Genomic DNA, 22736 nt, shown 5'->3' on the forward strand with positions numbered 1-22736 from the left:
GGGTGGCTCCTCAGACGATGGTGTCGATGTCCTCGACGTGGATGCGGACGGGCATCGGGGCGACGGCCGAGACGGCGCGCTGCACCTGGGCGGCAACCCGGGGGATGGGGACGACGTCGGAGAGGACGACGTGCACCTCGGTGCCCTCGTCGCCGATCCGCACGCCGGTCACGCGGCGCCCCGGCAGGTAGGTGCCCAGCTCGCCGAACCGCCCGCCGTGCAGCCGCACGACGCCGGGGACGGCGAGCACGACGGCGGCGACGACCTCGGCGGGGGAGAGCGGCTCGGGCGACGGATGGACCGCCGCGGTGCCGAGCACGACGGCGCTCTCGCCGGTCGGGACGCTGGGCTCGGTCACTGGACCCGCTGCTCCTGCGGGGTCGGCTCGGGCGCGTCGTCCTGCGGCAGGTGCACGTCGTTCACGGCGACGTTGACCTCGACGACCTTCAGCCCCGTCATGCGCTCCACGGCGCTGATGACGTTGCGCCGGATGCCGCTGGCGAGGTCGGCGATGGAGACGCCGTACTCGGCGACGAGGTCCAGGTCGACGGCCGCCTCGGTCTCGCCGACCTCGACGGACACGCCCTGGGAGTGGTTGGTGCGGGCGCCCGGGATCCGCTCCCGCAGCGTCCCGATCGCTCGGGCCGCACCGCCGCCGAGGGCGTGCACGCCGCTGACCTCGCTCGCGGCGATCCCAGCGATCTTGCTCACGACGGTGTCGGAGATCGTGGTGCTGCCCTCGGGGGTGACCAGCGCGCTCTGCCTGGTCGCCGGTGAGGTGGCGACCGTCTTCGTCGGGGACTCGCTCATGGTGGACCTCTCTCGACTGATGGGTGTCAGAGAGTTGGTCGCCGCCCGTCCGTGTTCGTCACGGTCGGCAGATGTGACCTACGTCACACCGCGCGGATGCGGAGGCCCCCGGACGGCCGCACAGTGGCTGGGGATGGACGAGCAGGGGGCGCCGGACGAGGTGCTCGCCCGACGGGCGGCACTGGGAGACCGTGGTGCGTTCGCGGCGGTCGTCGACCGGCACGGGCCCGCCGTCTACCGGTACGCCCGCCGCATGCTCGACGACCCCCGCGACACCGAGGACTGCGTGCAGGAGGCGTTCGCCGCGGCATGGACCTCGCTGCCGCACTTCGAGGGACGCTCGTCGCTGCGCACCTGGCTCTTCGCCATCACGGCGCACAAGGTGCGATCGTTGCAACGCCGACGCAGCCGGACCGCCCTGCCGCTGCCCTTCGCCCCTGACGACGAGGTGGACCTGCGGGCGGTGGACCCGGAGTCGTCGGCCGAGGGCACCGACCTGCTCGAGGCGCTGCACCGGGCGCTGCGCGAGCTTCCGTCGGGACAACGCTCGACGTGGCTGCTCCGGGAGGTGGAAGGTCTGACCTACGACCAGATCGCCGAGGTGTCCGGCACGACGGCGAGCACGGTGCGCGGGCAGCTCCACCGGGCCCGCGCGCACCTGATCCGGCGGATGGAGGCGTGGCGATGAACGGGGAGCAGATCCTCGACCAGGCCACCCGCACGTTGCGCGAGCACACCGACGCCGGCTGGGTCGCCCTGCGCGACGACGTCGTCGCCGCCGCGGTCCGCGCCTTTCGCGCGTCCGCCCCGGTCCGAGGCCGGCTGCCCGACGGCGAGCTGTGGGTCGCGTCCGCCGTGCTCGTCGCCCACGTCCGCACCGCGCTGTCGTCGATCGACCACGCCGGGGCGCTGCGGATCACCTGCACCACGACACCCGACGACCAGCTCGACCGCGTCACCGTCGAGATCGTCGCGCTGTACGGCACCCCCCTGGTCCCTCTGGCCGGACGTGTCCGTGCGGTCGCCGCGCAGGCCGTCGCGGAGAGCCTCGGCCTCACCACCCCTCCGGTCGACCGCGTCGTCGTCGACGTGTCCGTCGGCGACGTGACCGCCGACCCCCGCCGGCTGTAGCCTGATCAAGCCACCGGTCACGGGCTCACGAGCACCTTGCCGGAGCTGTCGGCGGCGGCGCGCTCGAACGCGGTGGCGACCTCGTCGAGCGGGTAGGTCGCCGAGACGATCTCCGAGACGGGCAGGGCCCCGTCGCCGGCGATCGCGATCGACGTCTCGATGTCGGCCTCGGTGTAGGCGGCGCAGCCCTGCACGCGGAGCTCGCGGTCCTGGATGTTCGGCAGGTCGAGCGACCCCGGGCGGGGAGGCACCCCGACGATCAGGAGCGTGCCCGCCCGGCGCAGCAGCCCGACCGCCTGGGCGAGCGACCGCTCGTTGGCGACGCAGTCGAACACCACGTCCGCCGGCCCGCCGAGCGCCGCGACCACCTGGTCGTCCGCGTCCGTCGCGTTCGCCACGGCTCCACCGGCGGCACCGATGCGCACGGCGCGATCGATCTTCGACTGCTCCATGTCGGTGACCACCACGGCGGCCGCCCCGGCGCGCAGCGCTGCGACCACGCACAGGACCCCGATCGTGCCGGCGCCGAGCACGACGACCCGTGCGTCGGTGAGGTCACCGGCGACGCGTGCGGCGTGGACCGGTGTCGCGAGGCACTCGACGAGCGCGGCGGCCTCGTCGCTGAGGGCGTCGGGCACCGCGTACAGGTTGCTCTGCGGTGCGACGAAGTAGTCGGCCATGGCGCCGGAGAGCTCGCGGGACGGGTCGCACCCGATCCAGCGGAGCGTCTCGCACGCGTTGGTGCGTCCGGCCGCGCAGTTGAGGCAGGTACCGCACGCCACGTTGGGCTTGAGCAGCACGCGCTGCCCGGGGGCGAACCGGTCGGCACCAGGACCTGTGGCGGCGACGACGCCCGTGGCCTCGTGCCCGGGCACGTAGGGGGCCGTGAGGAACGGGTGGTGGCCGGCGACGGCGTGCGTGTCCGAGCCGCAGATCCCGACGAGGGTGCTGCGGACCAGGACCTCCCCGGCGGCGGGGACCGGGACGTCGGCGCCCTCCACCCGGACGCCGACGGACGGCCCGGCGACGGCCCGGCGCATCGTGCCGGAGGTCGTCTCGAGCTCGCGGGTCGTCGCGTTGCTGTCCTTCGTGATCATGGAGTCCTCCTGCGTCGAGAGTGTCGGGTGCCCGGCGGCTGCCGTGCCCGGGGTCTGGCTGGTCGTCATGCGGTCGCTCCGGTGAGCGCGGCGGTGTCCGGCAGGTCGGCCCCTCGGCGCGACACCGTCACGGCCGCCGCCCGCGCGGCCCACGAGAGCACCGGCGCGAGCCGCGCCGGAGGGGCGACCCGCAGGCTCCGTCGGCCGGAGGCGCCGAGCAGGCCGCCGGTGCCGAGGCGGGCGAGGAGCGCGGCCATGAAGGAGTCCCCGGCGCCGACGGTGTCGGCGACGTCGACCGGATGGGGCGGCGACTCGACGACGCCGTGCGGCGTGACCGCGACAGCTCCGCGCGCGCCCAGCGTGACCACGACGAGCGCGGGCCCGACCGTGAGCCATCGGTACGCGACGTCGACGGGGTCGCGGTCGGGGTACAGCCACGCGACGTCGTCCTCGCTCGCCTTCACCACGTCGCTGAGGGCGACGAGCCTCTCGACGGCGGGCACGGCGACCTCGCGCGGGCCCATCAACCCCGGCCGGACGTTCGGGTCGTAGCTCACGGTCGAGCCGCCCCGCAGCGATGCGACGAGCGCGTGCACCGCCTCGGCGCCGGGCTGCACGACCGTCGCGAGGGACCCTGTGTGCACGTGCGTGGGGCGCCACGGCGACGCACCCACCCGGTCGAGCGCCCACGCGACGTCGAGCTCGTACTCGGCCGCTCCGTGCTCGTCGAGGGCGGCGCGGGCCGTCGACGTGGGTCCGTCGGTGACCTCAAGACGGACCCCGGCCGAGGCGAGGTGCCGACGCAGCAGGTCACCGTCGTGGTCCCGGCCCAGCTGGGTCCGGAGCGTGACGTCCGCGCCGAGCCGCCCCAGCCCCAGCGCCACGTTGGCCGGGCTGCCGCCGGGGTGGCGCTCCACGCTGCCGTCCGGTCGCTCGATCACGTCGACCACCGACTCGCCGACCACCAGGTGGGTCGTCCGCGCGCTCATCGGCTGGCCAGCACGGGCTCGGGAGCGGCGGTGACGGAGACCTCGAGCGGGCGCCGGCGCTCGACGATCCCGGGCTGCGGCGGGTGGATGAACAGCGTGACCACGGCGCCGACCACGTAGAGCCCGGCGTACGCCCAGCACACGCCGGCGACGCCGACGGACGGGAGCAGCACGGTCGCGATGGCCGGGCCGAGGAACGTCGACATGCCTGCGGCGAGGTTGTGCGCCGAGACCGCCGCGCCACGGTGCTCCGGGGCGAGCGCCGGGAAGATCGCGCCCATCGGGACGAACGCGGAGACGGCGATCCCGAGCACGACGGCGGCCGCGACCATCGCGCCCATGTTGGCGCCGAGCACCTGCGGCACGTAGAGGAACGCGAGCGTCGCCGCGGCGCACCCGAGGCAGCCGTACCAGCGCATCTGACGCATCCAGCCGAAGCGGTCGCCGATCCGACCCCAGATCACGTTCGTGAAGATGGTGACCGCGAACATCACGCCCCACAGGCGCATCCACTCCGTGACGTCGAACCAGTCCTGGCCGTCCCCGCTCTGGCCGGTGAGGTACAGCGGCATGATGACCGGGAAGCCGAACAGCGTCAGGTTGCAGATGACGCGGACCACGGCGGCGAGCAGGATCTGCCGGTTCTCGCCCAGGATCGTGGCTCCGCGGGCCAGCTCGCGCAGCTTCGCCCGGCTGTCGAGGGCGCTCGCACGGGCTTTCGCCCCGACGTTGCGCGGCACGAGCAGGACGCAGATCAGCACGCCCGCGGCGACCCACGGGAGCGCCAGCCAGAGGGTGCCGTTCTCGCCGAACAGCGGGATCAGCACGCTCGGCAGGTACGTGCCGAGCACGCCGATGCCGATGGAGTACGCCGCCCAGTACCAGCCCATCGCGGAGGCCAGCTTCGCGGGCTGGACGGACTGCGCGATGAGGACGACGAACGCGTAGATGAACAGCGGGTACGCGACCGCCCGGGCGCCGTACAGCACCAGGATGAGCGGCAGGCTGCCCGAGCCCAGGCCGACGGTCAGGAACAGCACCTGCAGCCCGATCCACAGGATCCCGCCCGTGAGCATGGCCCGGCGGGCGCCGAACATCTCGGCGAGCACCCCCGAGGACCAGGCGGAGATCGCGGCGACGAGCCCGTAGACGGAGAAGACGAGGCCCGCGTCGACCTGGGTGTAGCCGAGGTCGACGAGGTACTTGGACAGGAACGTCAGCTCGAACCCGTCGCCCGCCATGAACAGGGCGATCGCGACGTAGCCGAACAGGAGCTTGCGTGGAATGCCGAGGACCATGGGAACGCCTCTCGTCACGGGGGCCGACGGGCGGGTGAGCCCTGGTCGTCCGCCTCGATTGCCGGTGACTCAGCGTCGCGTCGGGACGGTCCGCGATCTAGCGCCCGCCAGCGCCGCCGCTGGTACTTTCTTGCGCCGCCGACCCGTCCGAGCAGGTTCGCGATGCCCCGACCGGCGACGTGGCGCACCATGCGAGGGTGAGCCCGACCAGCACGGCCCGGGCCGGGAGGGTCGCACCGGTCCGTGAGGTCGTCGTGCCCGACGTCGACAGCACCGTGCGCTGGCACGAGCACGACTACCCCCACCCGCTGGCGCGCTGGCACACCCATCCCGAGGTCGAGATCCACCTCATCAGGGCGGGCACGGGGGTCGTGCTCGTCGGCGACCACGTGTCGACGTTCTCGGCCGGCCAGCTCGTCGTCGTCGGCTCTGGCGTGCCGCACGACTGGATGAGCGACCTCGCGCCCGGTGAGGTGGTCGTCGGTCGTGACGTCGTCCTGCAGGTGCACCCGGACCGCATGTCCCGGCTGGCGGAGGTGGCTCCCGAGGCGGCGGAGGGCGTACGCCTCTTCGAGGCCGCACGACGAGGTCTCGAGCTCACCGGCCGTTCCGCCGTCGACGGCGCGGCCGAGCTCGAGGCCGTGGGTCGCACCACGGGTCTGGAGCGGCTGCAGCACGTGTTCGCGCTGCTCGCCCTGCTCTCGCGGGCACCGGCCGACGAGCGACGCGTCCTCGCCAGCGGGCTGTACGCACCGCGCACCGACGTCGCCGGTCAGGACGCGGTGGAGTCCGTGCTGCGGTACATCGTCGACAACCTGACGCAGGAGGTCCGCATGACCACCGCAGCGGATCTCGTCGGGATGAGCCCGACCGCGTTCTCGCGGTTCTTCCAGCGCGCCGCGGGCCGCGGCTTCACCTCGATGGTGCGCCGGATGCGGGTGGTCCGGGCCTGCACGCTGCTGACCGAGACCACGATGCCTGTCGTGGACGTGTGCTACGCCAGCGGCTACACCAACCTGTCCAACTTCAACCGGCAGTTCCGGGCCGAGACCGGCACGACGCCGACCACGTTCCGGCGGACGGCGAGAACGGCGCCGCCGGCGCGGCACCCTGCCTGAGAGCCGGAGCCTGTCGCCGAGGCCGCTCAGCGCTGGTCGGCGACCTCGCGGGCCAGCCGGTCGGCGTGCCTCGCGAGCCACGTCCGGCCGCGGGCGACGTACGCGCGCTTGCTCGGCGTCCACACCTCGACGTAGCCCCGCTGTCCCCGCTCGGCGCCCGCGCGCACCACGGAGTAGCACCAGTCGTGCGTGGCCCGTGCGGCGGCGACGAGCGCGGGGAGCTCGCGGCGCGCCAGGCCGTAGCCGTCGGCGAGCACGGCGAGCCGGGCGGGTGCGCGGTCGACCAGGTCGCTGCGCGCGTCGCGGGAGTCGCGGAGCGGCACCCAGAGGCGGGCCGCGATCGCGAGGTCCCACAGCCGTGACCCGGGGCTCGCGAGGTCGAAGTCGATGAGCGCGACGGCGACGCCGTCCCGGAACACGACGTTGTCCAGGTTCGGGTCGTTGTGGCACACGTGCGGACCGCGCCAGGCGGCGGGAACGGTCGTCGGCCAGGTGTGGGCGGCGGCGTCGAACGACTCCACCGCGTCGTGGAAGCGTCGGAGCAGGGCGCCGACGCTCGCCAGCGAGTCGTCGCTCCACGCCCAGCGGGGTGGCGGCGCGATCGGGACCTCACCCGGGACGTAGCTGAGGACCTCGCGGCCCTGCTCGTCGAGGCCGAGGTAGCGGGGAGCGCCGTCGAAGCCGACGCGCTCGAGGTGCTCGAGCAACGCGTGCACCGCGTGCGCGCCCGGAGGCTGGGGCCGGCGCACGGTGTCCTCGAGCCGGAACACGAGGCCACGGTTGGACGTGCCGCCGAGCAGCGGCGTCTCCTCGGGGCTCGCCATGGCCTGGGCCATCGTGTCCGCTCCGTTCGTCCGGCACCGACCCAGCGATCCTGTCAGGAGCGACCGAGGATCGCGCGTGCAAGCCGGGTGTGCGTGACGAGGCTCGTGACGTAGCCGCCGCGGACCGCGGCGCGGACGGCCGCGGCCTTCTCGGCGGCGTAGGCGAGCGCGATCACCTCCGGGATCCGGTGCAGCTGGGCGGCGTCGATCCCGATGAGTCGGTCGGCGAGCGGGGCGGGGACGGGCTGCCCGTCGCCGGCGAGCAGGATGCCGCTCACGTCGGCGCGCACCCCGAGCTCGTGCAGGTCCGCACGCTCGGCGGGGGAGATGGCGTCCCAGACGGTGGAGTACGGCGGGTCCCAGCTGCCGAGCCCGACGACGGCCGTCGTGACGACTGCCGCCTTCTCGAGGCAGCGCGCCACGTCCGGCTGGCGCCGCAGCACCCCGGCGGTGGTGGCGTCCGGCACGATCATGGGGGCGTAGAAGAAGTACGGCTCGCCGCCGCCGAGCCGGGCGACGTCCCGCACGAGCTCGATCGAGCTGCCGTCGATGTCGGGCCGGGACAGGGCGCCGGTGAGCTGGACGACGGGGCAGGGGGCCAGGCGGGTCATCGCGTCGCGCATCGCGATCAGCGAGCGGGCCCAGCCCAGGCCCAGCACGTCGTCGGACGTCACGATCTCGGACACCAGCTCGCCGCCGGCGCGCCCGATCTGCGCCCGCAGCAGGGCGGGGTCGTCGTCGAGCGTGTCGACGACGATCGCGTGGCGCAGGCCCAGCGCGCTCTGCAGCTCGGCGGACAGCTCGACGTCGAGGTTGCCCGGATGCCGGATCTCGACGTGGACGAGCCCGGCGGCGCGGCCGGCCTCGAGGAGCCGCGCGACCTTGAACCGGCTGATGCCGAACTCCTCGGCGATGTCGAGCTTCGACCGGCCGTCGAGGTAGTAGCGGCGTGCCACGGACGCGGTGAGCACGAGCTGCGCCGGACCGATCGACTGCTGCGCCATCGCGCTGCCTCCTGCTCATATGAGCGCTGAAGTGCCCATCCTGGCAGGAACCGTTGCGTGGTGGCGACACCGGTGCCAATGTGAGGTTTCACCCGCTCACATGAGCACTCGCAGGGGAGGCCCGGTGTGACGAGCAGGAGAATGCGACAGCGGCGGGTCGCCGGCCTCACCGTCGCCCTCGCACTTGCCCTCGGCGGGTGTGCGGGATGGGGAAGCGTCGGCAGCGGCGGAGAGAACAGCATCAGCGTCCTGATGGTGAACAACCCGCAGATGGTCGACCTCCAGTCGCTCACCGCGGAGCACTTCACCCAGGAGACCGGCATCCGCGTGAACTTCACGGTGCTGCCCGAGAACGACGTCCGGGACAAGATCAGCCAGGAGTTCTCCAGCCAGGCCGGCCAGTACGACGTGGCGTCCCTGAGCAACTTCGAGATCCCGATCTACGCGCGCAGCAAGTGGATCGCGCCGCTCGACGAGCACATCGCGGCGGACCCCGACTTCGACCAGGCCGACGTCCTGGCCCCGATGGTCACGTCGCTCAGCGGCGAGGACGGCAAGGTCTACGGCGAGCCGTTCTACGGCGAGTCCTCGTTCCTCATGTACCGCAAGGACGTGCTCGACCAGGCCGGCCTCACGATGCCCGACCACCCGACCTGGCAGCAGGTCGCCGACGTCGCGGCGAAGGTCGACGGGGCACAGCCCGGCATGGCGGGGATCTGCCTGCGCGGGCAGCCGGGGTGGGGTCAGGTGTTCGCACCGCTCACGACCGTGGTCAACACGTTCGGCGGGACCTGGTTCAGCGACGACTGGCAGGCCGAGGTCAACGACCTGCCGTTCCGCCAGGCCACCCAGTTCTACGTCGACCTCGTGCGCGAGCACGGCGAGAACGGCGCACCCCAGGCGGGCTTCACCGAGTGCCTGAACAACCTCATCCAGGGCAACGTCGCCATGTGGTACGACGCGACCTCCGCCGCCGGCTCGCTCGAGGCGGCGGACTCGCCGGTCAAGGGCAAGATCGGGTACGCCGCCGCGCCCGTCGAGAAGACGGACGCGTCCGGGTGGCTCTACTCGTGGGCATGGGCCATCCAGCAGGCGAGCCAGCACAAGGACAACGCGTGGAAGTTCATCTCCTGGGCCTCGGGCAAGGACTACGAGCAGCTCGTGGGGGAGACCAAGGGCTGGTCCCGGGTCCCCGCGGGCAAGCGTGAGTCCACCTACTCGATCCCGGAGTACCTCGCGGAGTCGTCGGCGTTCGCCGGCCCCACCCTCGACGCCATCACGTCGGCCGACCCGCTGAACCCCGGCGTCCAGCCGCGGCCGGCGCCGGGCATCCAGTTCGTCGACATCCCGGAGTTCCCTGCGCTCGGCACCCAGGTCTCGCAGTTCGTCAGCTCGGCGATCGCCGGGCAGATGACCGTCGACGAGGCCCTCGACCAGGGGCAGAAGTACGCCGCCGACGTCGCGGAGCGCTACCGGGCACGGGTGGGCACCGATGGCGGCTGACCGACTCACCGACGGCACGCCTTCGTACGCGCACGCAAGGGGGATCCTATGAGCGCCGCAGTGGAGACCGGCCGTCCGGTGCCGAAGGACGAGCTGCGCGGTGACGCGTCGCCCGCACTGGCCCGTGCGGCCGCGCGGGCCAGGAGAGCACCGCTGCTCCCGGCGCTCGTGTTCACGATCGTGATGACGCAGCTGCCGTTCGTGGCCACGCTGGTCATCTCGTTCATGAACTGGAACGCGTACTACCCCGACGAGCGCAGCTTCGCCGGCATCGACAACTTCCGCCGGGTCGTCACCGACGACGTCATCTGGGACGCGGTCGTGACGACCGTCGAGCTCACGGTCACCGTCGTCGTGGCCAGCGTGATCCTCGGCCTGCTCATCGCCCTGCTCCTCGACCGCAAGTTCTGGGGCCGCGGCATCGTGCGCACGATGCTCATCGCGCCGTTCCTCGTGGTGCCCGTCGCGTCCGCGCTCGTGTTCAAGCACGCCATCTACAACCCCGAGTACGGCCTGCTCAACGGCACCATCACCTGGGTGTGGGGCCTGTTCGGGGACACGACGCCACCGCAGCCGGACTGGATCAGCTCGTTCCCGCTGCTGTCCATCCAGCTCAACCTCATCTGGCAGTGGACGCCGTTCATGATGCTCATCCTGCTGGCGGGCCTGCAGGGCCGACCGCTGGACGTGATCGAGGCGGCCCGCATCGACGGCGCCGGGTCGTGGCAGATCTTCCGGTCGATGACGCTGCCGCACCTGCGCCAGTACATCGAGCTCGGGGCGCTGCTCGGGTCGATCTACGTGGTCCAGAACTTCGACGCCGTGTTCACGATCACCTCGGGCGGGCTCGGCACGGCCAACCTGCCGTACACGATCTACACGACGTTCTACAACGCGCAGGACTACGGGCTGGCCTCGGCCGCCGGGGTGGTCGTGGTGATCGCGACGATCATCATCGCGACGTTCGCGCTGCGCACCGTCTCCAGCCTGTTCCGTGAGGAGGGTGGGCGATGACCGCCATCACCGACGTCGGTCCGATCCCGGCGACCCGCACGACCGCCGGCACCCCGCGCCGCGACCGGCGCCCCCGCGGCACCGTCCTTCTGGGAGTCCTGGCCTGGCTCGTCGGGCTGCTGTTCCTCGTGCCCGTGGCCTGGATGGTGCTCACCTCGTTCCACAGCGAGGCCGACGCCGCCACCAACCCGCCGAGCCTCACCGCACCGCTCACCCTGCAGGGCTACAAGGAGTTCTTCGGCGCCTCGTCGGGCGCCAGCCCGTGGCCCGCGCTGGCCAACTCGCTGTCGGCCAGCGTCGGCTCGACCGTCCTGGTCCTGGTGCTGGCCATCCCCGCCGCGTACGCGCTGTCCATCCGGCCGGTGCGCAAGTGGACCGACGTGATGTTCTTCTTCCTGTCCACCAAGATGCTGCCCGCGGTCGCCGGTCTGCTGCCGATCTACCTGTTCGCGCAGTTCGCCGGGCTGCTCGACAACCTGTGGTGGCTCGGGCTGCTCTACACGGTGATGAACCTGCCCATCGCGGTGTGGATGATGCGCTCGTTCCTCGCCGAGGTGCCGAGCGAGATGCTCGAGGCGGCCTCCATGGACGGCGCCGGGCTGGTCCGGTCCCTGCGCGAGATCATCATGCCCGTCGTCGCCCCCGGCATCGCCGCGACCGCGCTCATCTGCTTCATCTTCAGCTGGAACGAGCTGCTGTTCGCCCGGGTGCTCACGGCCACCGTCGCGCAGACCGCGCCCGTCTACCTCACCGGTTTCGTCACGAGCCAGGGACTGTTCCTCGCCAAGGTGTGCGCCGCCTCGCTCGTGGTGTCCCTCCCGGTGCTCATCGCCGGGTTCGCCGCGCAGGACAAGCTCGTCCAGGGGCTGTCGATGGGGGCGGTGAAGTGAGCGTTCGCCTCACGCCCGAGACGCTCGGGTCGCTGCCGCCCGAGGTCGCCGTGCCCACGTACGACCGCGACCAGGTCTCGGTCGGGATCGTGCACGTCGGCGTCGGCGGGTTCCACCGGGCGCACCAGGCCCTGTACCTCGACCGGCTGATGAACGCCGGCGACGCCCTCGACTGGGGCATCTGCGGTGTGGGCGTGCTTCCCCAGGACCGCCGGATGGCCGACGTCATGGCAGCCCAGCGCGGGCTCTACACGCTCGTCGTCAAGCACCCCGACGGCACGTGGGAGCCGCGCGTGGTGGGCTCGATCGTCGACTACCTGCTGGCGCCCGACGACCCCGACGCCGTCGTGGAGCGGATGGCCGACCTCGCCACGCGCATCGTGTCCCTGACCATCACCGAGGGCGGGTACAACTTCCACGCCGTCACCGGCGAGTTCGACGGGGCCAACCCCGCCGTCCGGCACGACCTCGAGCCCGGCACGCCGCCACAGACGACGTTCGGGCTCGTCGTCGAGGCGCTCGCCCGGCGGCGCGACCGCGGCCTGCCGCCGTTCACGGTGCTGTCCTGCGACAACATCCAGGGCAACGGCGACATGGCACGGCGCAGCTTCGGCGCCTTCGCCCAGCTCCGCGACCCCGACCTCGGCGCCTTCGTGCGCGACGAGGTGCGGTTCCCGAACTGCATGGTCGACCGCATCACCCCCGTGACCACGGACGAGGACCGCGCCGAGTTGTCGCGACGGTTCGGCGTCGACGACGGCTGGCCGGTCGTCTGCGAGCCGTTCCTCCAGTGGACGCTCGAGGACGACTTCGACGAGCGGCCGCCGTTCGAGCGCGCCGGCGTGCAGATGGTCGACGACGTCGAGCCGTACGAGCTGATGAAGCTGCGCCTGCTCAACGCCAGCCACCAGGCCCTCGCCTACTTCGGCTACCTCGCTGGGTACCGGCTCGTGCACGAGGCGTGCCAGGACCCGCTGTTCGCGACGTTCCTGCGCGCCTACATGGACCGTGAAGCCACCCCGACCCTGGAACCCGTGCCGGGCATCGACCTCGACGACTACAAGCGGCAGCTCATCGAGCGGTTCTCCAACGGGCAGGTCCGCGACACGGTCGCCCGGCTCTGCGCCGAGAGCTCCGACCGCATCCCGAAGTGGCTCCTGCCCGTGATCCGGCACCAGCTCGACCACGGTGGCCCGATCGACCTCGCGGCCGCCGTCGTCGCGAGCTGGGCCCGCTACGCCGAGGGCGTCGACGAGGCGGGGGAGCCCATCGAGGTCGTCGACCGGCTCCGCGACCGCCTGAGCGAGGCCGCGCGACGGCAGCGCGACGACCCCCTCGCGTTCGTCCGCGACCGCGACGTGTTCGGCGAACTCGCCGACGACGAACGGTTCACCACCGCCTACCTCCGGACGCTCGGCTTGCTGCACGAGGTCGGGGCCCGGCGCACCCTGGAGACGCTGGTCGCTGCCTCGGCATGAGACGACTCCGAGCACGCAGGGACCCTGTCGACCGTTGCGCCATCGCGGGGTGTCACCGAGGGTTCACCGGCCCGGTCGCAGCCGCGACGGGTTCGCGTGCGGGCCGGCGGCCGGCGAGGAACTCGGTGACGGCGCGTCGGAACTCCTCGGGGCGCTCCGAGAACGGGAAGTGCCCGGCCTGCTCGAGCACGACGAGCTCGGCACGGGGGATCCCTCGCGCGATCGTGCGCGACGCCGCGGGTGGGCACACCCAGTCGTAGCCGCCGGCGATGACGAGCGTGGGCGCCGTGATGTCGGCGAGGCGGTCGCGCACGTCGTACCGCGAGGCGGGTCCGGCGAAGAAGTGGTGCATGACGTCGAGAGCCTGGCGGCTGAGCGGGAACAGGCGGCCCGGGACGTGCTCGTACCCGGGGGCGGCGTAGTGCGGTGCCACGAGGCGGCCGAACGCCTCGCCCGCCTCGGGGGAGACGTCGCCCGAGAACACGCGCCGGGCCGCCTCGACCGCCTCGGGGCCGGCCCGGTCGGCCAGGGTCGGCGACCCGGGGTCGGCCTCCGCGGCGAGAGTCGCTGCCGTGCTGCACAGGACGAGCCCGCCGACACGGTCCGGGTGGCGCAGCGCGGCGTGCAGCGCGACGAACCCGCCTGCCGAGTGGCCGAGCAGGATCGGACGCTCGAGGCCGAGGCGTGCGGTGAGCGCGGCGACGTCGTCGGCCATCTGCTCGAGCGAGCACGTCTCGACGCGCACCGGGTCCGACCGCCCTTGCCCGCGCAGGTCGACGTAGACGACCTGCGCGACGTCACGCAGCGGCCCGAGGCCAGGGCGCAGGTACCCCTGGTCGAAGCCCGGCCCGCCGTGCAGCGCCACGACGGTCGGGACGGTGCTGAGGGCGTCGCCGTCGACACGCAGCTGCGCGCCCTCGACGTCGAAGTAGAGCCTGGTGTCGTTGACTGAGGTGAACATGCACGTCCAGATGCGCGCGGACGGCGCAAGGTTCGATCAGGCTGGCGCCGGGTGGTACAGCCTGACGCTGTCGATGCGCTCCTCGCGCATGCCCACGAGCCACAGCACCGACGGCGGGCAGTGCGTGGGGTCCCACGAAGGGCTGACGAGGTCGCACTCCATCACCGTGAACCGGGAGCTCGCCATCACGTCGACCACGCGCTCGTGCACGCCGTCCTCGGCGTCGCTGCGCAGGATGTGCTCGAACAGCCACCTCGCGTGGTGCACGGTGCCCCACCAGCCCGACACGACCATGTCCGGGTGCGCCAGGTCCGCGACGACCCGGGCCAGGGCGGGACCGTCCTCGGCGGCGTCGAGCAGCCCGCGCAGCCCGCCGCCGCGCCGCCGGGCCAGCGCGTCGACGTCGGGGTGCGCGACCGCCTCCCCGTCGAGCAGGGCGGTCGTCAGCTGTCGGCGCGCCTCGTGGAGCCGGCTCCGGACGGTGCCGACCGGCACGTCGCAGATCGCGGCGATCTCGGCGTAGCTGTGCCCACCGCCGAAGTAGCGGAGCACCACCGCGAGCTGCAGCGGTTCGGTGAGCGTCGAGACCGCGTGCCAGACGAAGTCGCGCAGCGCGTGCCGGTCCAGCTCGTCCTCGACGGAGCCGGGTGCCGCGACGTCGAGCCGGAGGGGTGCTACGGGCCGGGTACGCCGCACGTGCATGCGGCAGGTGTTGCGGACGATCGCCCTCAGCCACGCGCCCACCGCGTCCGGGTCGCGCAGCGAGCCCCACGCGGACAGCGCGGTGACCATCGCGTCCTGGACGGCGTCCTCCGCCGCCGGACCGTACCCGAGCCGGGCGACGGCGATCGCTCGCATGTCCGCTCGGTGGCGTTCGAGCAGGATCCCCAGGCACGCGGCGTCACCGTCGTTCACCGCTCGGGCCAGGTCGCCGTCGCTCTCGTCCATCGCATCCACCTCCGCTCGGAGGACCCGACACCCACAGGATGCGCCGCACGGACGAGAAGTTCGACGAGGCACGGTCGGGTTCGACCGGCGGATCAGCCTTCGTCGTCGAAGAAGCAGAACGGGTGGCCCGCCGGGTCGAGCAGGACCCGCACATGCTGTTGGGGCTGGAAGTCGGCGAGCCGAGCACCGCACGCGAGCGCGTGCGCGACGCCGGCCGCGAGGTCGCTGACCAGGAAGTCCAGGTGCAGCTCCATCTGCTGGTGATCGGTCGTCGCGGGCCAGACGGGCGGCTCGTACAGCGGGTCGGAGCTGAGCGACAGACCAGAGCCGCCGCCGGGCGGCCGCAGCTGGGCCCAGTCGTCGTCCTCGCCGACGCGCGTCCAGCCCAGCAGGCGCTCGTAGAAACCGGCGAGGGCCGAGGCGTCCCGGCACTCCATGACGGTCGAGACGAGCGTGACGTCGAGGTTCGCCTGACGCGTCGGTGCGGGCAGCGCCGGGGTGTGCTGTCGGTCGATCGCGACGTCGGACAAGGGGCTCGGGTGGTGCGGCTCGTACAGGCCGAGCGTCGCGCCGCTGGGCAGAGCGATGCTGGTGACGAGCCCGTAGCCGGCCTCCCGCGGCGGCCCGTCGGGGACCACACCACGCCCGGCGAGCTCCGCGAGAGTGCGGTCGAGGTCGTCGCACATCAGGTACAGCGTCGCCCCCTGACCGAGCGGGGCGCTGGCACCCGGGTGCACACCGAGCTCGGCGGGTGGGAGCCGGAAGATCAGCCAGCCGTCACCCGACGCAGCGTCCTCGACCCAGACCCACCCGAGCCGGTCCCGCAGGAACGCCCGGTCCGCGGCGGGATCGCCGCTCGGGAGCAGCACGTGCATGCCCGTGATCATCAGACCAGGCTCCGGGCGGACGCATCTGCGCGCCACCGGGAGCCCGGCACTCTCCGTGAAGGGGCGTGGATCACCCCGGCGAGCGTGGGCGCAGACGCCCGGCCCCACCCGAGAGCGGGACCGGGCGTCCGCGCCGCGTCAGCGGACGTGTCAGCTGAAGCTCCACTGCTGCCACCACTTGTTCGCGTCGCAGGTCCAGATGATGGCGTCGCCCCACCCGTCCTTGTCGAGGCACATCCCCTGGGCGTGCCGCGGCACGAGCAGGAAGTGGCCGTCGACGGCGACCAGCTTCCAGTGCTGGTTGTAGCTCGTCTGCTTCCATGTGGGCTGGCAGACGCCCTGGATCACGTCGGAGCCGTTCGTCGTGCCGCGGTAGGCGACGTCGAGGCACATGCCCGTGTGCAGCACGCGCACCTGGTAGTACTCGTCCCCGACGGGGTCCAGGCGCCATCCCTGGTGCACCCCGCCCGCGCACCACGCCACTCGGACGTCGGCGGCGTGGTACGGCAGCGCGTCCTTCACGGTGAGGCACTCGCTGGTCTGGCGGTTCCGCACCTCCCAGTAGCCCGGAGCGACCTGGGCCCGCGACGAGGTGCCGAGCGACAGCACGAGTGCCAGTGCCGCGAGACAGGTGAGAGCGGCCCTGAGTCCGCGTCCCCGGGACAGGCGCGCAGATGCCCCGTCCCGGGTCGATGATGCCGTGCGTCCTTTCATGTCTCCCCCTTGGTGTGTGGTGGTTCCGCTGGACCGTCGCAAGGTCGAGCGCCTGGATGTCGAGCCGGACGCCTCATGGAGCGCGCGCCACGACCGTCGAGGTCTTCGTCTGCCGGGACGCCGTCCCGCCGACGGGAGCGTTCCGGACGCGCCCAGCATGGGTCGGCGCCCCCGTGCAGCACGTCCGCCCGGAGCCGGAACTCTGATCTGCGTCAGCGGGAGCAGGCGGACGACCGGGCTACCACGACCGGAGTACCGCGCCCGCGGCAGGCGCCCCGGACCGAGGGGACCCATCGAGGCGATGGTCGGACGGCGGCCGGGAGGTGCATGATCGAAGTGCTGCGCGTGCCCTGAGCAGGTGCGTCTCTGACGGGGGGATGAGACCAAATGCCAGACGCGACGACCCCGGCCCGGAAGCTGGGCCCCATAGTGGCGGTCCACAGCGGCGGAGGTCTCGTACCGGGCGTCGGTGGCGTGGTCCGCACCACCGACGGCGACGACAGGTGGGCGCTCATCAGCCCGTGGCCGCCCCGCCTGGACGGCGCCGAGTTCGACGTGGCCGTGTGGCAGGACGACGTCGTGGAGTGGCACCGCCCGGGCGAGGTGTTCGTCTACCGGCCGCGGGGTCCGGCGTCGGGGAGCCTGTGCGTCGTGGAGGTCCCGCCCCCGGTGCAGTTCCGTGACGTCCCGGTCCTCGAGCCCCTCGCTCCCAGGAACTCTCCGGACGCGCTGATCGACGAGAAGATCGTCGCCGCCGGCTGGGACTGGGGCCGGCTCCTCGGGTCGACGAACCAGGACCAGGACTTCTCGCCGCTGCAGGGTTCGCAGCCCGCCCTTCCGCCCTCGGCAGCGTCGGGTCCGCCGCCGGCCGCCACCGTCGCGGCGCGGTCCGCGTCCCGCCAGACCACGGTGACGGCCATGGCGCGGACCTCGGGCTCGATCCTCAGCAAGTTGCTGCTGCGGGAGTAGACGGATGTCGGCCGGGCACCGCCGTGTCCTGCACCGGCCGGCGGCGGCCCGCGGGCCGAGTGTCGTCGGCTGGCGGGACATCTGCGTCGCGACCATGGCGGTGGCGGTGGACCTCGCCCTCTTCACCCCGATGACGCAGCTGGAGCGGTCGTCGTCGTGGCCGGTCGTCGATGCGCCGCCGTGGGTCGTGGTCCTGGCCGCAGTGCCGGCGTGGACGGCCCTGCTGCTGCGCCGGAGGGCCCCGATCGCGGTCAGCCTGGGGCTGGCCGGCTACGCGGCCGCCCTGACGGTCACGATCGGTTCGCGGCCCGTGCTCACCTTGCTCGTCGCCCTGTACAACGCGGCCGCCTGGCGTTCACCGCGCCGCTCGCTGCTGTGCCTGGCCGCCACGCTCGTGGCGAACGGGGTCGCGGTCGCGTACGAGTCCGCGGCCCTCTCCGAGACGGTCCAGACGACGGTCGAGCTGTCCCTGCTCTACGTCCTGTTCGACGGCACGGCCTGGGGGGTCGGGTGGTGGGTCGGCTCGGCCAGACGAGAGGCGAAGCGGCTGCGCGAGACGCGGGAGGCGATGGCGGCGGAGGCCGTGGCGGCGGAACGCGTCCGGATCGCGCACGAGCTGCACGACATCGTGGCCCACGCGGTCACCGTGATGGTGCTCCAGGCCGCCGGCGCACGCCGGACGATGGACCAGGAGCCCGAGCTCGCTCGGGGCGCGATGCAGACGGTGGAGGACGTCGGGAAGGAGGCGATCGGGGAGCTGCGCCGGCTGCTCGCCGTGCTGCGCACCGTGGGCGACGACGGTGACGTCGCCGTGATCGGGACCTCGCCGCGCCTGACCACGGTTCCGGACCTGGTGACGCAGGCCGAGTCCGCCGGCGTGCGGGTCACGCTCTGCGAGCGCGGCACACCCGGGAAGCTCGACCCCAGCGTCGACCTCGCCGCCTTCCGGGTCATCCAGGAGGCGCTCACGAACGTCACCCGCCACGCCGGTGCCGGGACGACGGTCGACGTCGGCCTTCACTGGCTGCCGGACTCGCTCCGCATCGACGTGCACGACGACGGAGCCGGGGTGCCCCCGCGCTCGGTGGGCGCGCTGTCCACCGGGCACGGCCTGGCGGGTCTGCAGGAACGGGTCACGATCGTCGGCGGTGCCCTGGATGCCGGACCCGTGGCGCGCGGCGGCTACCGGGTCACAGCGACGCTGCCGGCGCACGTGCCATGACCGTCCGGCTGCTGCTGGTCGACGACGAACCGCTGGTGCGGACCGGCATCGGCCTGATCCTCAGGGCCGAGCCGGACATGGAGGTGGTCGGCTCCACCGGCGACGGCGCCGAGGCGGTCGCCCTCGCCGCGGAGCTCCGGCCCGACGTCGTCCTGATGGACGTGCGGATGCCGGGCATGGACGGCGTCGAAGCCACCCGTCGCATCGTCGAGTCGGCATCGGGTGACGTGCTCGTCCTCACGACCTACTCCGAGGACGAGGCCGTGCGGAGCGCCCTGCGCGCGGGTGCCTCCGGGTTCCTGCTCAAGGACGCCCTGCCGGACGAGCTGATCGCCGCCGTGCACGCCGTCGCCGCGGGAGAGGCGTGGCTGGATCCCGCGATCGCGAAGTCGCTGCTCGCCGAGTTCACCGGACGCCCGGCGCCTGCCCTTCCTTCAGCCTCTGAGCTCCTCAGGCTGACGCCGCGGGAGCGTGAGGTGCTGGTGCTCGCCGCCCACGGCCTCACCAACCACGAGATCGCCGCGCACCTCGTGGTGGCGGAGGCCACCGTCAAGACCCACATCGGCCGGGTCCTCAGCAAGCTGGGGCTGCACGACCGCGCCCAGGCCGTCGCGGCGGCGTACCGGGGCCGGCTGTTGACCGCGGACGAACCTCTGCCGCCCCGGCGGCGGGGGAACCCCTCGTGACTCACGGCGTCGGGGAGGCGATCCACGGGCCGGTGCCCGCGGAGGGGTCGACGATGCCGTCCTCGACCCATCGCAGCCGGCCGGCCATCACGGCGCGGGCCAGCCGGCCGTCCGACGTGGCGGTGGAGCCGCGCAGGCCCCGGAACAGGTCCTCGACCCGGAGGCGGGACTGGGCGCAGAAGGCGTCGGCGAGATCGACCGCGTTGGGGCCGGCAGCCGGGTCTTCGTCGCGCATCGCGATCGCCCGGGTGCACACGGCGGACATGGCGAACAGCTCGGCGCCGATGTCGACGACGCGACCCAGGAGCACCTGCTTGCGGTCGAGGCGGGCCCGGTGGCGTGCCATCGCGTAGAAGGTGTGCCTGGCCAGCGAGCGGGACGACCGCTCGACGTAGCGCACGTGGGGGGCCAGCCGGCCGAAGTCGCCGTAGGCGTTGGGCCGGGAGCCGTGCCCGGTCAGCAGGGCGGGGTACCAGCGGGCGTAGAAGCGGCTCGCGCCGACGGTCGCGCGCGCCTTGGCGCCCAGGGGCGCGTCGCGGGACGCGAGGTCGCCCGCGGCGGCCAGGTGGGTGTCCACGGCCTCGCGGGCGATCAGCAGGCGCATAATCTCCGAGGAGCCTTCGAAGATGCGGTTGATCCGCATGTCCCGCAGCAGCTGCTCGGCGGCGACCGCCCGTTCACCCCGCGCCGCCAGCGAGTCGGCGGTCTCGAACCCGCGCCCGCCGCGGATCTGGACCAGCTCGTCGGCCACGCGGTAGCCCATCTCGCTGGCCCAGAGCTTGGCCAGCGCCGCTTCGATGCGCACGTCCTTCTGGCCCGTGTCGGCCAGTCGCGCAGACAGGTCGAACACCGACTCCAGCGCGAACGCCGTGGCCGCGATGAACGCCAGCTTGGAGCTGATCGCCTCGTGCTCGCCCACCGGCCGACCCCACTGCACCCGCTCGGTCGACCACTGCCGTGCGATGGACAGCGCCCACTTGCTCCCGCCCGCGCAGATCGCAGGGATCGACAGCCGGCCGGTGTTGAGCGTGGTCAGCGCGATCTTCAGGCCCTCGCCCTCGCGTCCCAGCCGGTTGGCGGCCGGCACCCGCACCTGACGGAACCGGGTGACACCGTTCTCCATCCCGCGCAGCCCCATGAACCGGTTGCGGTGCTCGACGGTGATCCCCGGGGTGGAGGCCTCGACGACGAACGCGGTGATGCCGCCGTGCCGGTCGCCGTGCTGGTCGCCGTGCGGCGGGACGACGGCCATGACCACCAGCAGCTCGGCGATCGGACCGTTGGTGGTCCACAGCTTCACGCCGTCCAGCAGGTACGCCGTCCCGTCGTCGGTCGGTGTCGCGGTGGTGCCGAGCCGTGCGGGGTCGGAGCCGACGTCGGGCTCGGTGAGCAGGAACGCGGAGATCGCCCCCGCGGCGCAGCGTGGCAGGTACGCCTGCTGCTGCTCCGGGGTGCCGAACAGGTGCACGGGTTCGGGCACACCGATGGACTGGTGCGCGGACAGCAGCGCGGCCAGGCTTGGGTGCACGGTGCTGACCAACATCAAGGCCCTGCCGTAGTCGACGAGCGACAGTCCCAGGCCGCCGTACTGCTGCGGGATCTTCATGCCGAACGCGCCGACGCGCCGCAGCGCGTCGATCGCCTCGTCGGGGATGTGGTCCTCGCGCTCGATCGCCAGGCCGTCGATGGTCCGGCACACCTCGACGAACGCCTGGCGGAACACCGCCCCGCGCGCTGCGGCGTCCGGGTCGGACGTCGGGTACGGGTGGATGAGGCCGACGTCGAACGCGCCGAGGTACAGGCCCTTGGCGAAGCTCGGCCGGGTCCACTTCTGCTCCCGGGCAGCCTCGGCGACCTCACGAGCCTTCCGCTCACCGGCGGTGGGGTTCTGGTCCGCGCCGACGCTACTCATGACGAGCCTCCCCGGCGGGACCCGCGCCGAACGGGCCGGCCGCTCGATGTCGATGCTATCGACCGGTCGCGCGGGTGCATCCGGGCCCGAGTGTCCTCGTGCGGTCGTTCGTTGAGCGGTCAGCCCAGCTGGCGCAGGATCTCCGTCGAGAGCTCCCGCAGGCGGTCGTTGGGGTCCGAGTTCGCCATGACCCTGACCTTCTCGCGCACGTCCGCGTCCGCTCCCGGCGACACCGACCGCAGGGCCAGCTTGCGCACACCGGCGTCGGCATCGTCGAGCAGGACGCTGAGCACGGGGCTCGCGTCGGAGGGGTCGAGGTGGTTCGTCGCAGCAGCGGCGGCGACCCGGACGGTGGCGTCGTCGTGGCCGGCTGCGATCGCGAGGACCTGGGCCGATTCCGGGGTCCGGATCACACCGGCGAGCGAGGCCGCCTTCGTCGCGCGGGCCAGGTCGTCGCCACGGATCAGGCTCTCCAGGTGCGGCAGCGCATCGGCGCCGAGCGTCCGCGCGGCCGCCACGTAGTTCGGCTCTTCGGCGTCGAGGTAGCCGAGCACCTGTTCCATGCTCACGGACATGAGGTCGACTCCTTCAGAGTGCGAACACGAAGGCACTGCTCGTCATCGTCGCGATCTCGGACGCCGACACGGTCGGGATGCCGACGATGTTGCTCGTGCTGCAGCCAGTCATCAACCGGGTGAAGTCAGGACTGATGCAGTTGCCGGCGGCGTCCTTTTCACCGGAGATGTGGGGCAGGCCGAGCACGTGGCCCATCTCGTGCGCGAGCGTCCACTGCGACGCGATCCGCGCGACGGCGGCGCCGGGCTCGCCCGCGGGGTGGCTGGCGCAGCCGTTCAGCGCGCCACCGCCCGGAGTCGTCTGGATGACGCTCCGGACCAGGTACGCGACGAGGTCGTTCGCTCCGCAGCCGTTCCGGAGGGCGAACAGGCGGTCCTGCTCACCGGAGGTGCCTCCGTCGCAGCCTGCGGCGTCGAGGTCGTCGAGGTCGCTGAGAACCAGACCGGTGAAGCGCCAGATGGTGGCGTCGTCGTGGCGTTGGTAGAGCTGCCCGCCCGCCGCGACGATGTCGACCGTCGCGGGGTTGTTGTCCAGCAGCTCCCAGCCGGTCAGGGGCGTGCCGGTGTACCGCCAGATCGTGCCGTCTCCGTGGCGCTGGTACAGGTGCCCGCCCGCCGCGACGATCTCGACGGTGGCGGGGTTGTTGTCCAGCAGCTCCCAGCCGGTCAACGGGGTGCCGGTGTACCGCCAGATCAGGCCCGTGTT

The 22736-nt window shown here is 72.7% G+C and carries 24 protein-coding genes; 10 read left to right on the top strand and 14 right to left on the bottom strand.

The genetic code is table 11. The annotated features are described in order from the left end of the window. Positions 1-10: 10 nt before the first annotated feature. Together Cch01nite_RS22055 and Cch01nite_RS22060 are read right to left on the bottom strand one after the other, a co-directional pair. The gene (locus Cch01nite_RS22055; RefSeq protein ID WP_203758668.1) at positions 11-358 is read right to left on the bottom strand and encodes a hypothetical protein; all 348 of its coding nucleotides are present in this window, start codon (positions 356-358) and stop codon (positions 11-13) included. Continuing rightward, positions 355-810: an Asp23/Gls24 family envelope stress response protein gene (locus Cch01nite_RS22060; RefSeq protein ID WP_203758669.1), complete on the bottom strand. Its 456-nt coding sequence runs from the start codon at positions 808-810 to the stop codon at positions 355-357. The genes Cch01nite_RS22055 and Cch01nite_RS22060 overlap by 4 nt, the downstream gene beginning before the upstream one ends. Before the next feature lie 133 nt (positions 811-943). Here Cch01nite_RS22060 and Cch01nite_RS22065 point away from each other — a divergent pair, with 133 nt between their 5' ends. Together Cch01nite_RS22065 and Cch01nite_RS22070 are read left to right on the top strand one after the other, a co-directional pair. Next, positions 944-1498, top strand: coding sequence for an RNA polymerase sigma factor (locus tag Cch01nite_RS22065; RefSeq protein ID WP_203758670.1), 555 nt, complete (start codon positions 944-946; stop codon positions 1496-1498). After that, positions 1495-1941 (top strand): hypothetical protein, encoded by a 447-nt coding sequence (locus tag Cch01nite_RS22070; RefSeq protein ID WP_203758671.1) that lies wholly within the window; start codon positions 1495-1497, stop codon positions 1939-1941. Before Cch01nite_RS22065 ends, Cch01nite_RS22070 begins: the two co-directional genes overlap by 4 nt. Before the next feature lie 17 nt (positions 1942-1958). Here the strand turns inward: Cch01nite_RS22070 and Cch01nite_RS22075 are convergent, their stop codons facing one another. From Cch01nite_RS22075 to Cch01nite_RS22085, 3 genes are read right to left on the bottom strand one after another with little or no spacing between them, the layout of a single operon-like run. Further along, positions 1959-3107, bottom strand: a complete 1149-nt coding sequence (locus Cch01nite_RS22075) for a zinc-dependent alcohol dehydrogenase (RefSeq protein ID WP_239071226.1) — start codon at positions 3105-3107, stop codon at positions 1959-1961. After that, positions 3104-4027 carry a carbohydrate kinase family protein gene (locus Cch01nite_RS22080; protein ID WP_203758672.1) on the bottom strand — a complete coding sequence of 308 codons (924 nt, stop codon included), beginning with the start codon at positions 4025-4027 and terminating at the stop codon, positions 3104-3106. Before Cch01nite_RS22080 ends, Cch01nite_RS22075 begins: the two co-directional genes overlap by 4 nt. Next, entirely contained in the window at positions 4024-5325 is a 1302-nt protein-coding gene (locus Cch01nite_RS22085) for an MFS transporter (protein WP_203758673.1), read from the bottom strand. Before Cch01nite_RS22085 ends, Cch01nite_RS22080 begins: the two co-directional genes overlap by 4 nt. Positions 5326-5522: 197 nt before the next feature. Here Cch01nite_RS22085 and Cch01nite_RS22090 point away from each other — a divergent pair, with 197 nt between their 5' ends. Next, positions 5523-6443, top strand: coding sequence for an AraC family transcriptional regulator (locus Cch01nite_RS22090; protein WP_203758674.1), 921 nt, complete (start codon positions 5523-5525; stop codon positions 6441-6443). Between the two features lie 26 nt (positions 6444-6469). On the opposite strand, the gene Cch01nite_RS22095 is transcribed toward Cch01nite_RS22090, so the two are convergent. Further along, the gene (locus Cch01nite_RS22095) at positions 6470-7279 is read right to left on the bottom strand and encodes a phosphotransferase (RefSeq protein WP_203758675.1); all 810 of its coding nucleotides are present in this window, start codon (positions 7277-7279) and stop codon (positions 6470-6472) included. 41 nt (positions 7280-7320) lie between these two features. After that, the gene (locus Cch01nite_RS22100) at positions 7321-8271 is read right to left on the bottom strand and encodes a sugar-binding transcriptional regulator (RefSeq protein WP_203758676.1); all 951 of its coding nucleotides are present in this window, start codon (positions 8269-8271) and stop codon (positions 7321-7323) included. A gap of 141 nt (positions 8272-8412) precedes the next feature. Between Cch01nite_RS22100 and Cch01nite_RS22105 the strand changes: the two genes are divergently transcribed. Genes Cch01nite_RS22105 through Cch01nite_RS22120 form a run of 4 tightly spaced genes read left to right on the top strand, consistent with a single transcriptional unit; the run spans position 8413 to position 13156 of the window. Then, positions 8413-9774, top strand: coding sequence for an ABC transporter substrate-binding protein (locus Cch01nite_RS22105; protein ID WP_203758677.1), 1362 nt, complete (start codon positions 8413-8415; stop codon positions 9772-9774). Positions 9775-9822: 48 nt separating this feature from the next. Next, a complete protein-coding gene (locus Cch01nite_RS22110) occupies positions 9823-10788 on the top strand; it encodes a carbohydrate ABC transporter permease (RefSeq protein ID WP_203758678.1) in 966 nt (321 codons plus the stop codon). Continuing rightward, positions 10785-11678: a carbohydrate ABC transporter permease gene (locus Cch01nite_RS22115; protein WP_203758679.1), complete on the top strand. Its 894-nt coding sequence runs from the start codon at positions 10785-10787 to the stop codon at positions 11676-11678. Before Cch01nite_RS22110 ends, Cch01nite_RS22115 begins: the two co-directional genes overlap by 4 nt. Further along, positions 11675-13156, top strand: a complete 1482-nt coding sequence (locus Cch01nite_RS22120) for a mannitol dehydrogenase family protein (protein ID WP_203758680.1) — start codon at positions 11675-11677, stop codon at positions 13154-13156. The genes Cch01nite_RS22115 and Cch01nite_RS22120 overlap by 4 nt, the downstream gene beginning before the upstream one ends. A gap of 52 nt (positions 13157-13208) precedes the next feature. Here Cch01nite_RS22120 and Cch01nite_RS22125 read toward each other — a convergent pair whose 3' ends face one another. The 4 genes from Cch01nite_RS22125 to Cch01nite_RS22140 form a co-directional block, all read right to left on the bottom strand. Next, positions 13209-14117 carry an alpha/beta fold hydrolase gene (locus Cch01nite_RS22125; protein ID WP_203758681.1) on the bottom strand — a complete coding sequence of 303 codons (909 nt, stop codon included), beginning with the start codon at positions 14115-14117 and terminating at the stop codon, positions 13209-13211. A 36-nt stretch (positions 14118-14153) separates the two neighbouring features. After that, complete coding sequence (locus Cch01nite_RS22130; RefSeq protein WP_203758682.1) at positions 14154-15065, bottom strand: RNA polymerase sigma factor; 912 nt, start codon at positions 15063-15065, stop codon at positions 14154-14156. 92 nt (positions 15066-15157) lie between these two features. Further along, positions 15158-15952 carry a VOC family protein gene (locus Cch01nite_RS22850; RefSeq protein ID WP_239071228.1) on the bottom strand — a complete coding sequence of 265 codons (795 nt, stop codon included), beginning with the start codon at positions 15950-15952 and terminating at the stop codon, positions 15158-15160. A gap of 150 nt (positions 15953-16102) precedes the next feature. Further along, positions 16103-16561, bottom strand: a complete 459-nt coding sequence (locus Cch01nite_RS22140; protein ID WP_203758683.1) for an RICIN domain-containing protein — start codon at positions 16559-16561, stop codon at positions 16103-16105. A 579-nt stretch (positions 16562-17140) separates the two neighbouring features. Here Cch01nite_RS22140 and Cch01nite_RS22145 point away from each other — a divergent pair. Genes Cch01nite_RS22145 through Cch01nite_RS22155 form a run of 3 tightly spaced genes read left to right on the top strand, consistent with a single transcriptional unit; the run spans position 17141 to position 19543 of the window. Beyond that, positions 17141-17635: a hypothetical protein gene (locus Cch01nite_RS22145; protein ID WP_203758684.1), complete on the top strand. Its 495-nt coding sequence runs from the start codon at positions 17141-17143 to the stop codon at positions 17633-17635. Positions 17636-17639: 4 nt separating this feature from the next. Further along, complete coding sequence (locus Cch01nite_RS22150) at positions 17640-18857, top strand: sensor histidine kinase (protein WP_203758685.1); 1218 nt, start codon at positions 17640-17642, stop codon at positions 18855-18857. After that, positions 18854-19543 (top strand): response regulator, encoded by a 690-nt coding sequence (locus tag Cch01nite_RS22155; protein ID WP_203758686.1) that lies wholly within the window; start codon positions 18854-18856, stop codon positions 19541-19543. The genes Cch01nite_RS22150 and Cch01nite_RS22155 overlap by 4 nt, the downstream gene beginning before the upstream one ends. A 1-nt stretch (position 19544) precedes the next feature. On the opposite strand, the gene Cch01nite_RS22160 is transcribed toward Cch01nite_RS22155, so the two are convergent. From Cch01nite_RS22160 to Cch01nite_RS22170, 3 genes are all read right to left on the bottom strand, one after another. Next, positions 19545-21455, bottom strand: coding sequence for an acyl-CoA dehydrogenase family protein (locus tag Cch01nite_RS22160; RefSeq protein ID WP_203758687.1), 1911 nt, complete (start codon positions 21453-21455; stop codon positions 19545-19547). A gap of 119 nt (positions 21456-21574) precedes the next feature. Further along, entirely contained in the window at positions 21575-22030 is a 456-nt protein-coding gene (locus tag Cch01nite_RS22165; protein ID WP_203758688.1) for a hypothetical protein, read from the bottom strand. Positions 22031-22043: 13 nt separating this feature from the next. After that, a partial coding sequence (locus tag Cch01nite_RS22170) for a zinc metalloprotease (protein WP_203758689.1) occupies positions 22044-22736 on the bottom strand: 693 nt, incomplete at its 5' end.

This window comes from Cellulomonas chitinilytica, from assembly GCF_016862675.1.
In the GTDB taxonomy this organism is placed as follows: domain Bacteria; phylum Actinomycetota; class Actinomycetes; order Actinomycetales; family Cellulomonadaceae; genus Cellulomonas; species Cellulomonas chitinilytica.

Bases quoted from the DNA above. Each gene is read 5' to 3' on its own strand.
- Cch01nite_RS22115 (WP_203758679.1), top strand. From the start codon at position 10,785: ATGACCGCCATCACCGACGTCGGTCCGATCCCGGCGACCCGCACGACC.
- Cch01nite_RS22155 (WP_203758686.1), top strand. From the start codon at position 18,854: ATGACCGTCCGGCTGCTGCTGGTCGACGACGAACCGCTGGTGCGGACC.
- Cch01nite_RS22065 (WP_203758670.1), top strand. From the start codon at position 944: ATGGACGAGCAGGGGGCGCCGGACGAGGTGCTCGCCCGACGGGCGGCA.
- Cch01nite_RS22085 (WP_203758673.1), bottom strand. From the start codon at position 5,325: ATGGTCCTCGGCATTCCACGCAAGCTCCTGTTCGGCTACGTCGCGATC.
- Cch01nite_RS22075 (WP_239071226.1), bottom strand. From the start codon at position 3,107: ATGACGACCAGCCAGACCCCGGGCACGGCAGCCGCCGGGCACCCGACA.
- Cch01nite_RS22105 (WP_203758677.1), top strand. From the start codon at position 8,413: ATGCGACAGCGGCGGGTCGCCGGCCTCACCGTCGCCCTCGCACTTGCC.
- Cch01nite_RS22165 (WP_203758688.1), bottom strand. From the start codon at position 22,030: ATGTCCGTGAGCATGGAACAGGTGCTCGGCTACCTCGACGCCGAAGAG.
- Cch01nite_RS22080 (WP_203758672.1), bottom strand. From the start codon at position 4,027: ATGAGCGCGCGGACGACCCACCTGGTGGTCGGCGAGTCGGTGGTCGAC.
- Cch01nite_RS22160 (WP_203758687.1), bottom strand. From the start codon at position 21,455: ATGAGTAGCGTCGGCGCGGACCAGAACCCCACCGCCGGTGAGCGGAAG.
- Cch01nite_RS22070 (WP_203758671.1), top strand. From the start codon at position 1,495: ATGAACGGGGAGCAGATCCTCGACCAGGCCACCCGCACGTTGCGCGAG.
- Cch01nite_RS22095 (WP_203758675.1), bottom strand. From the start codon at position 7,279: ATGGCCCAGGCCATGGCGAGCCCCGAGGAGACGCCGCTGCTCGGCGGC.
- Cch01nite_RS22850 (WP_239071228.1), bottom strand. From the start codon at position 15,952: ATGATCACGGGCATGCACGTGCTGCTCCCGAGCGGCGATCCCGCCGCG.
- Cch01nite_RS22150 (WP_203758685.1), top strand. From the start codon at position 17,640: ATGTCGGCCGGGCACCGCCGTGTCCTGCACCGGCCGGCGGCGGCCCGC.
- Cch01nite_RS22125 (WP_203758681.1), bottom strand. From the start codon at position 14,117: ATGTTCACCTCAGTCAACGACACCAGGCTCTACTTCGACGTCGAGGGC.
- Cch01nite_RS22130 (WP_203758682.1), bottom strand. From the start codon at position 15,065: ATGGACGAGAGCGACGGCGACCTGGCCCGAGCGGTGAACGACGGTGAC.
- Cch01nite_RS22060 (WP_203758669.1), bottom strand. From the start codon at position 810: ATGAGCGAGTCCCCGACGAAGACGGTCGCCACCTCACCGGCGACCAGG.
- Cch01nite_RS22110 (WP_203758678.1), top strand. From the start codon at position 9,823: ATGAGCGCCGCAGTGGAGACCGGCCGTCCGGTGCCGAAGGACGAGCTG.
- Cch01nite_RS22100 (WP_203758676.1), bottom strand. From the start codon at position 8,271: ATGGCGCAGCAGTCGATCGGTCCGGCGCAGCTCGTGCTCACCGCGTCC.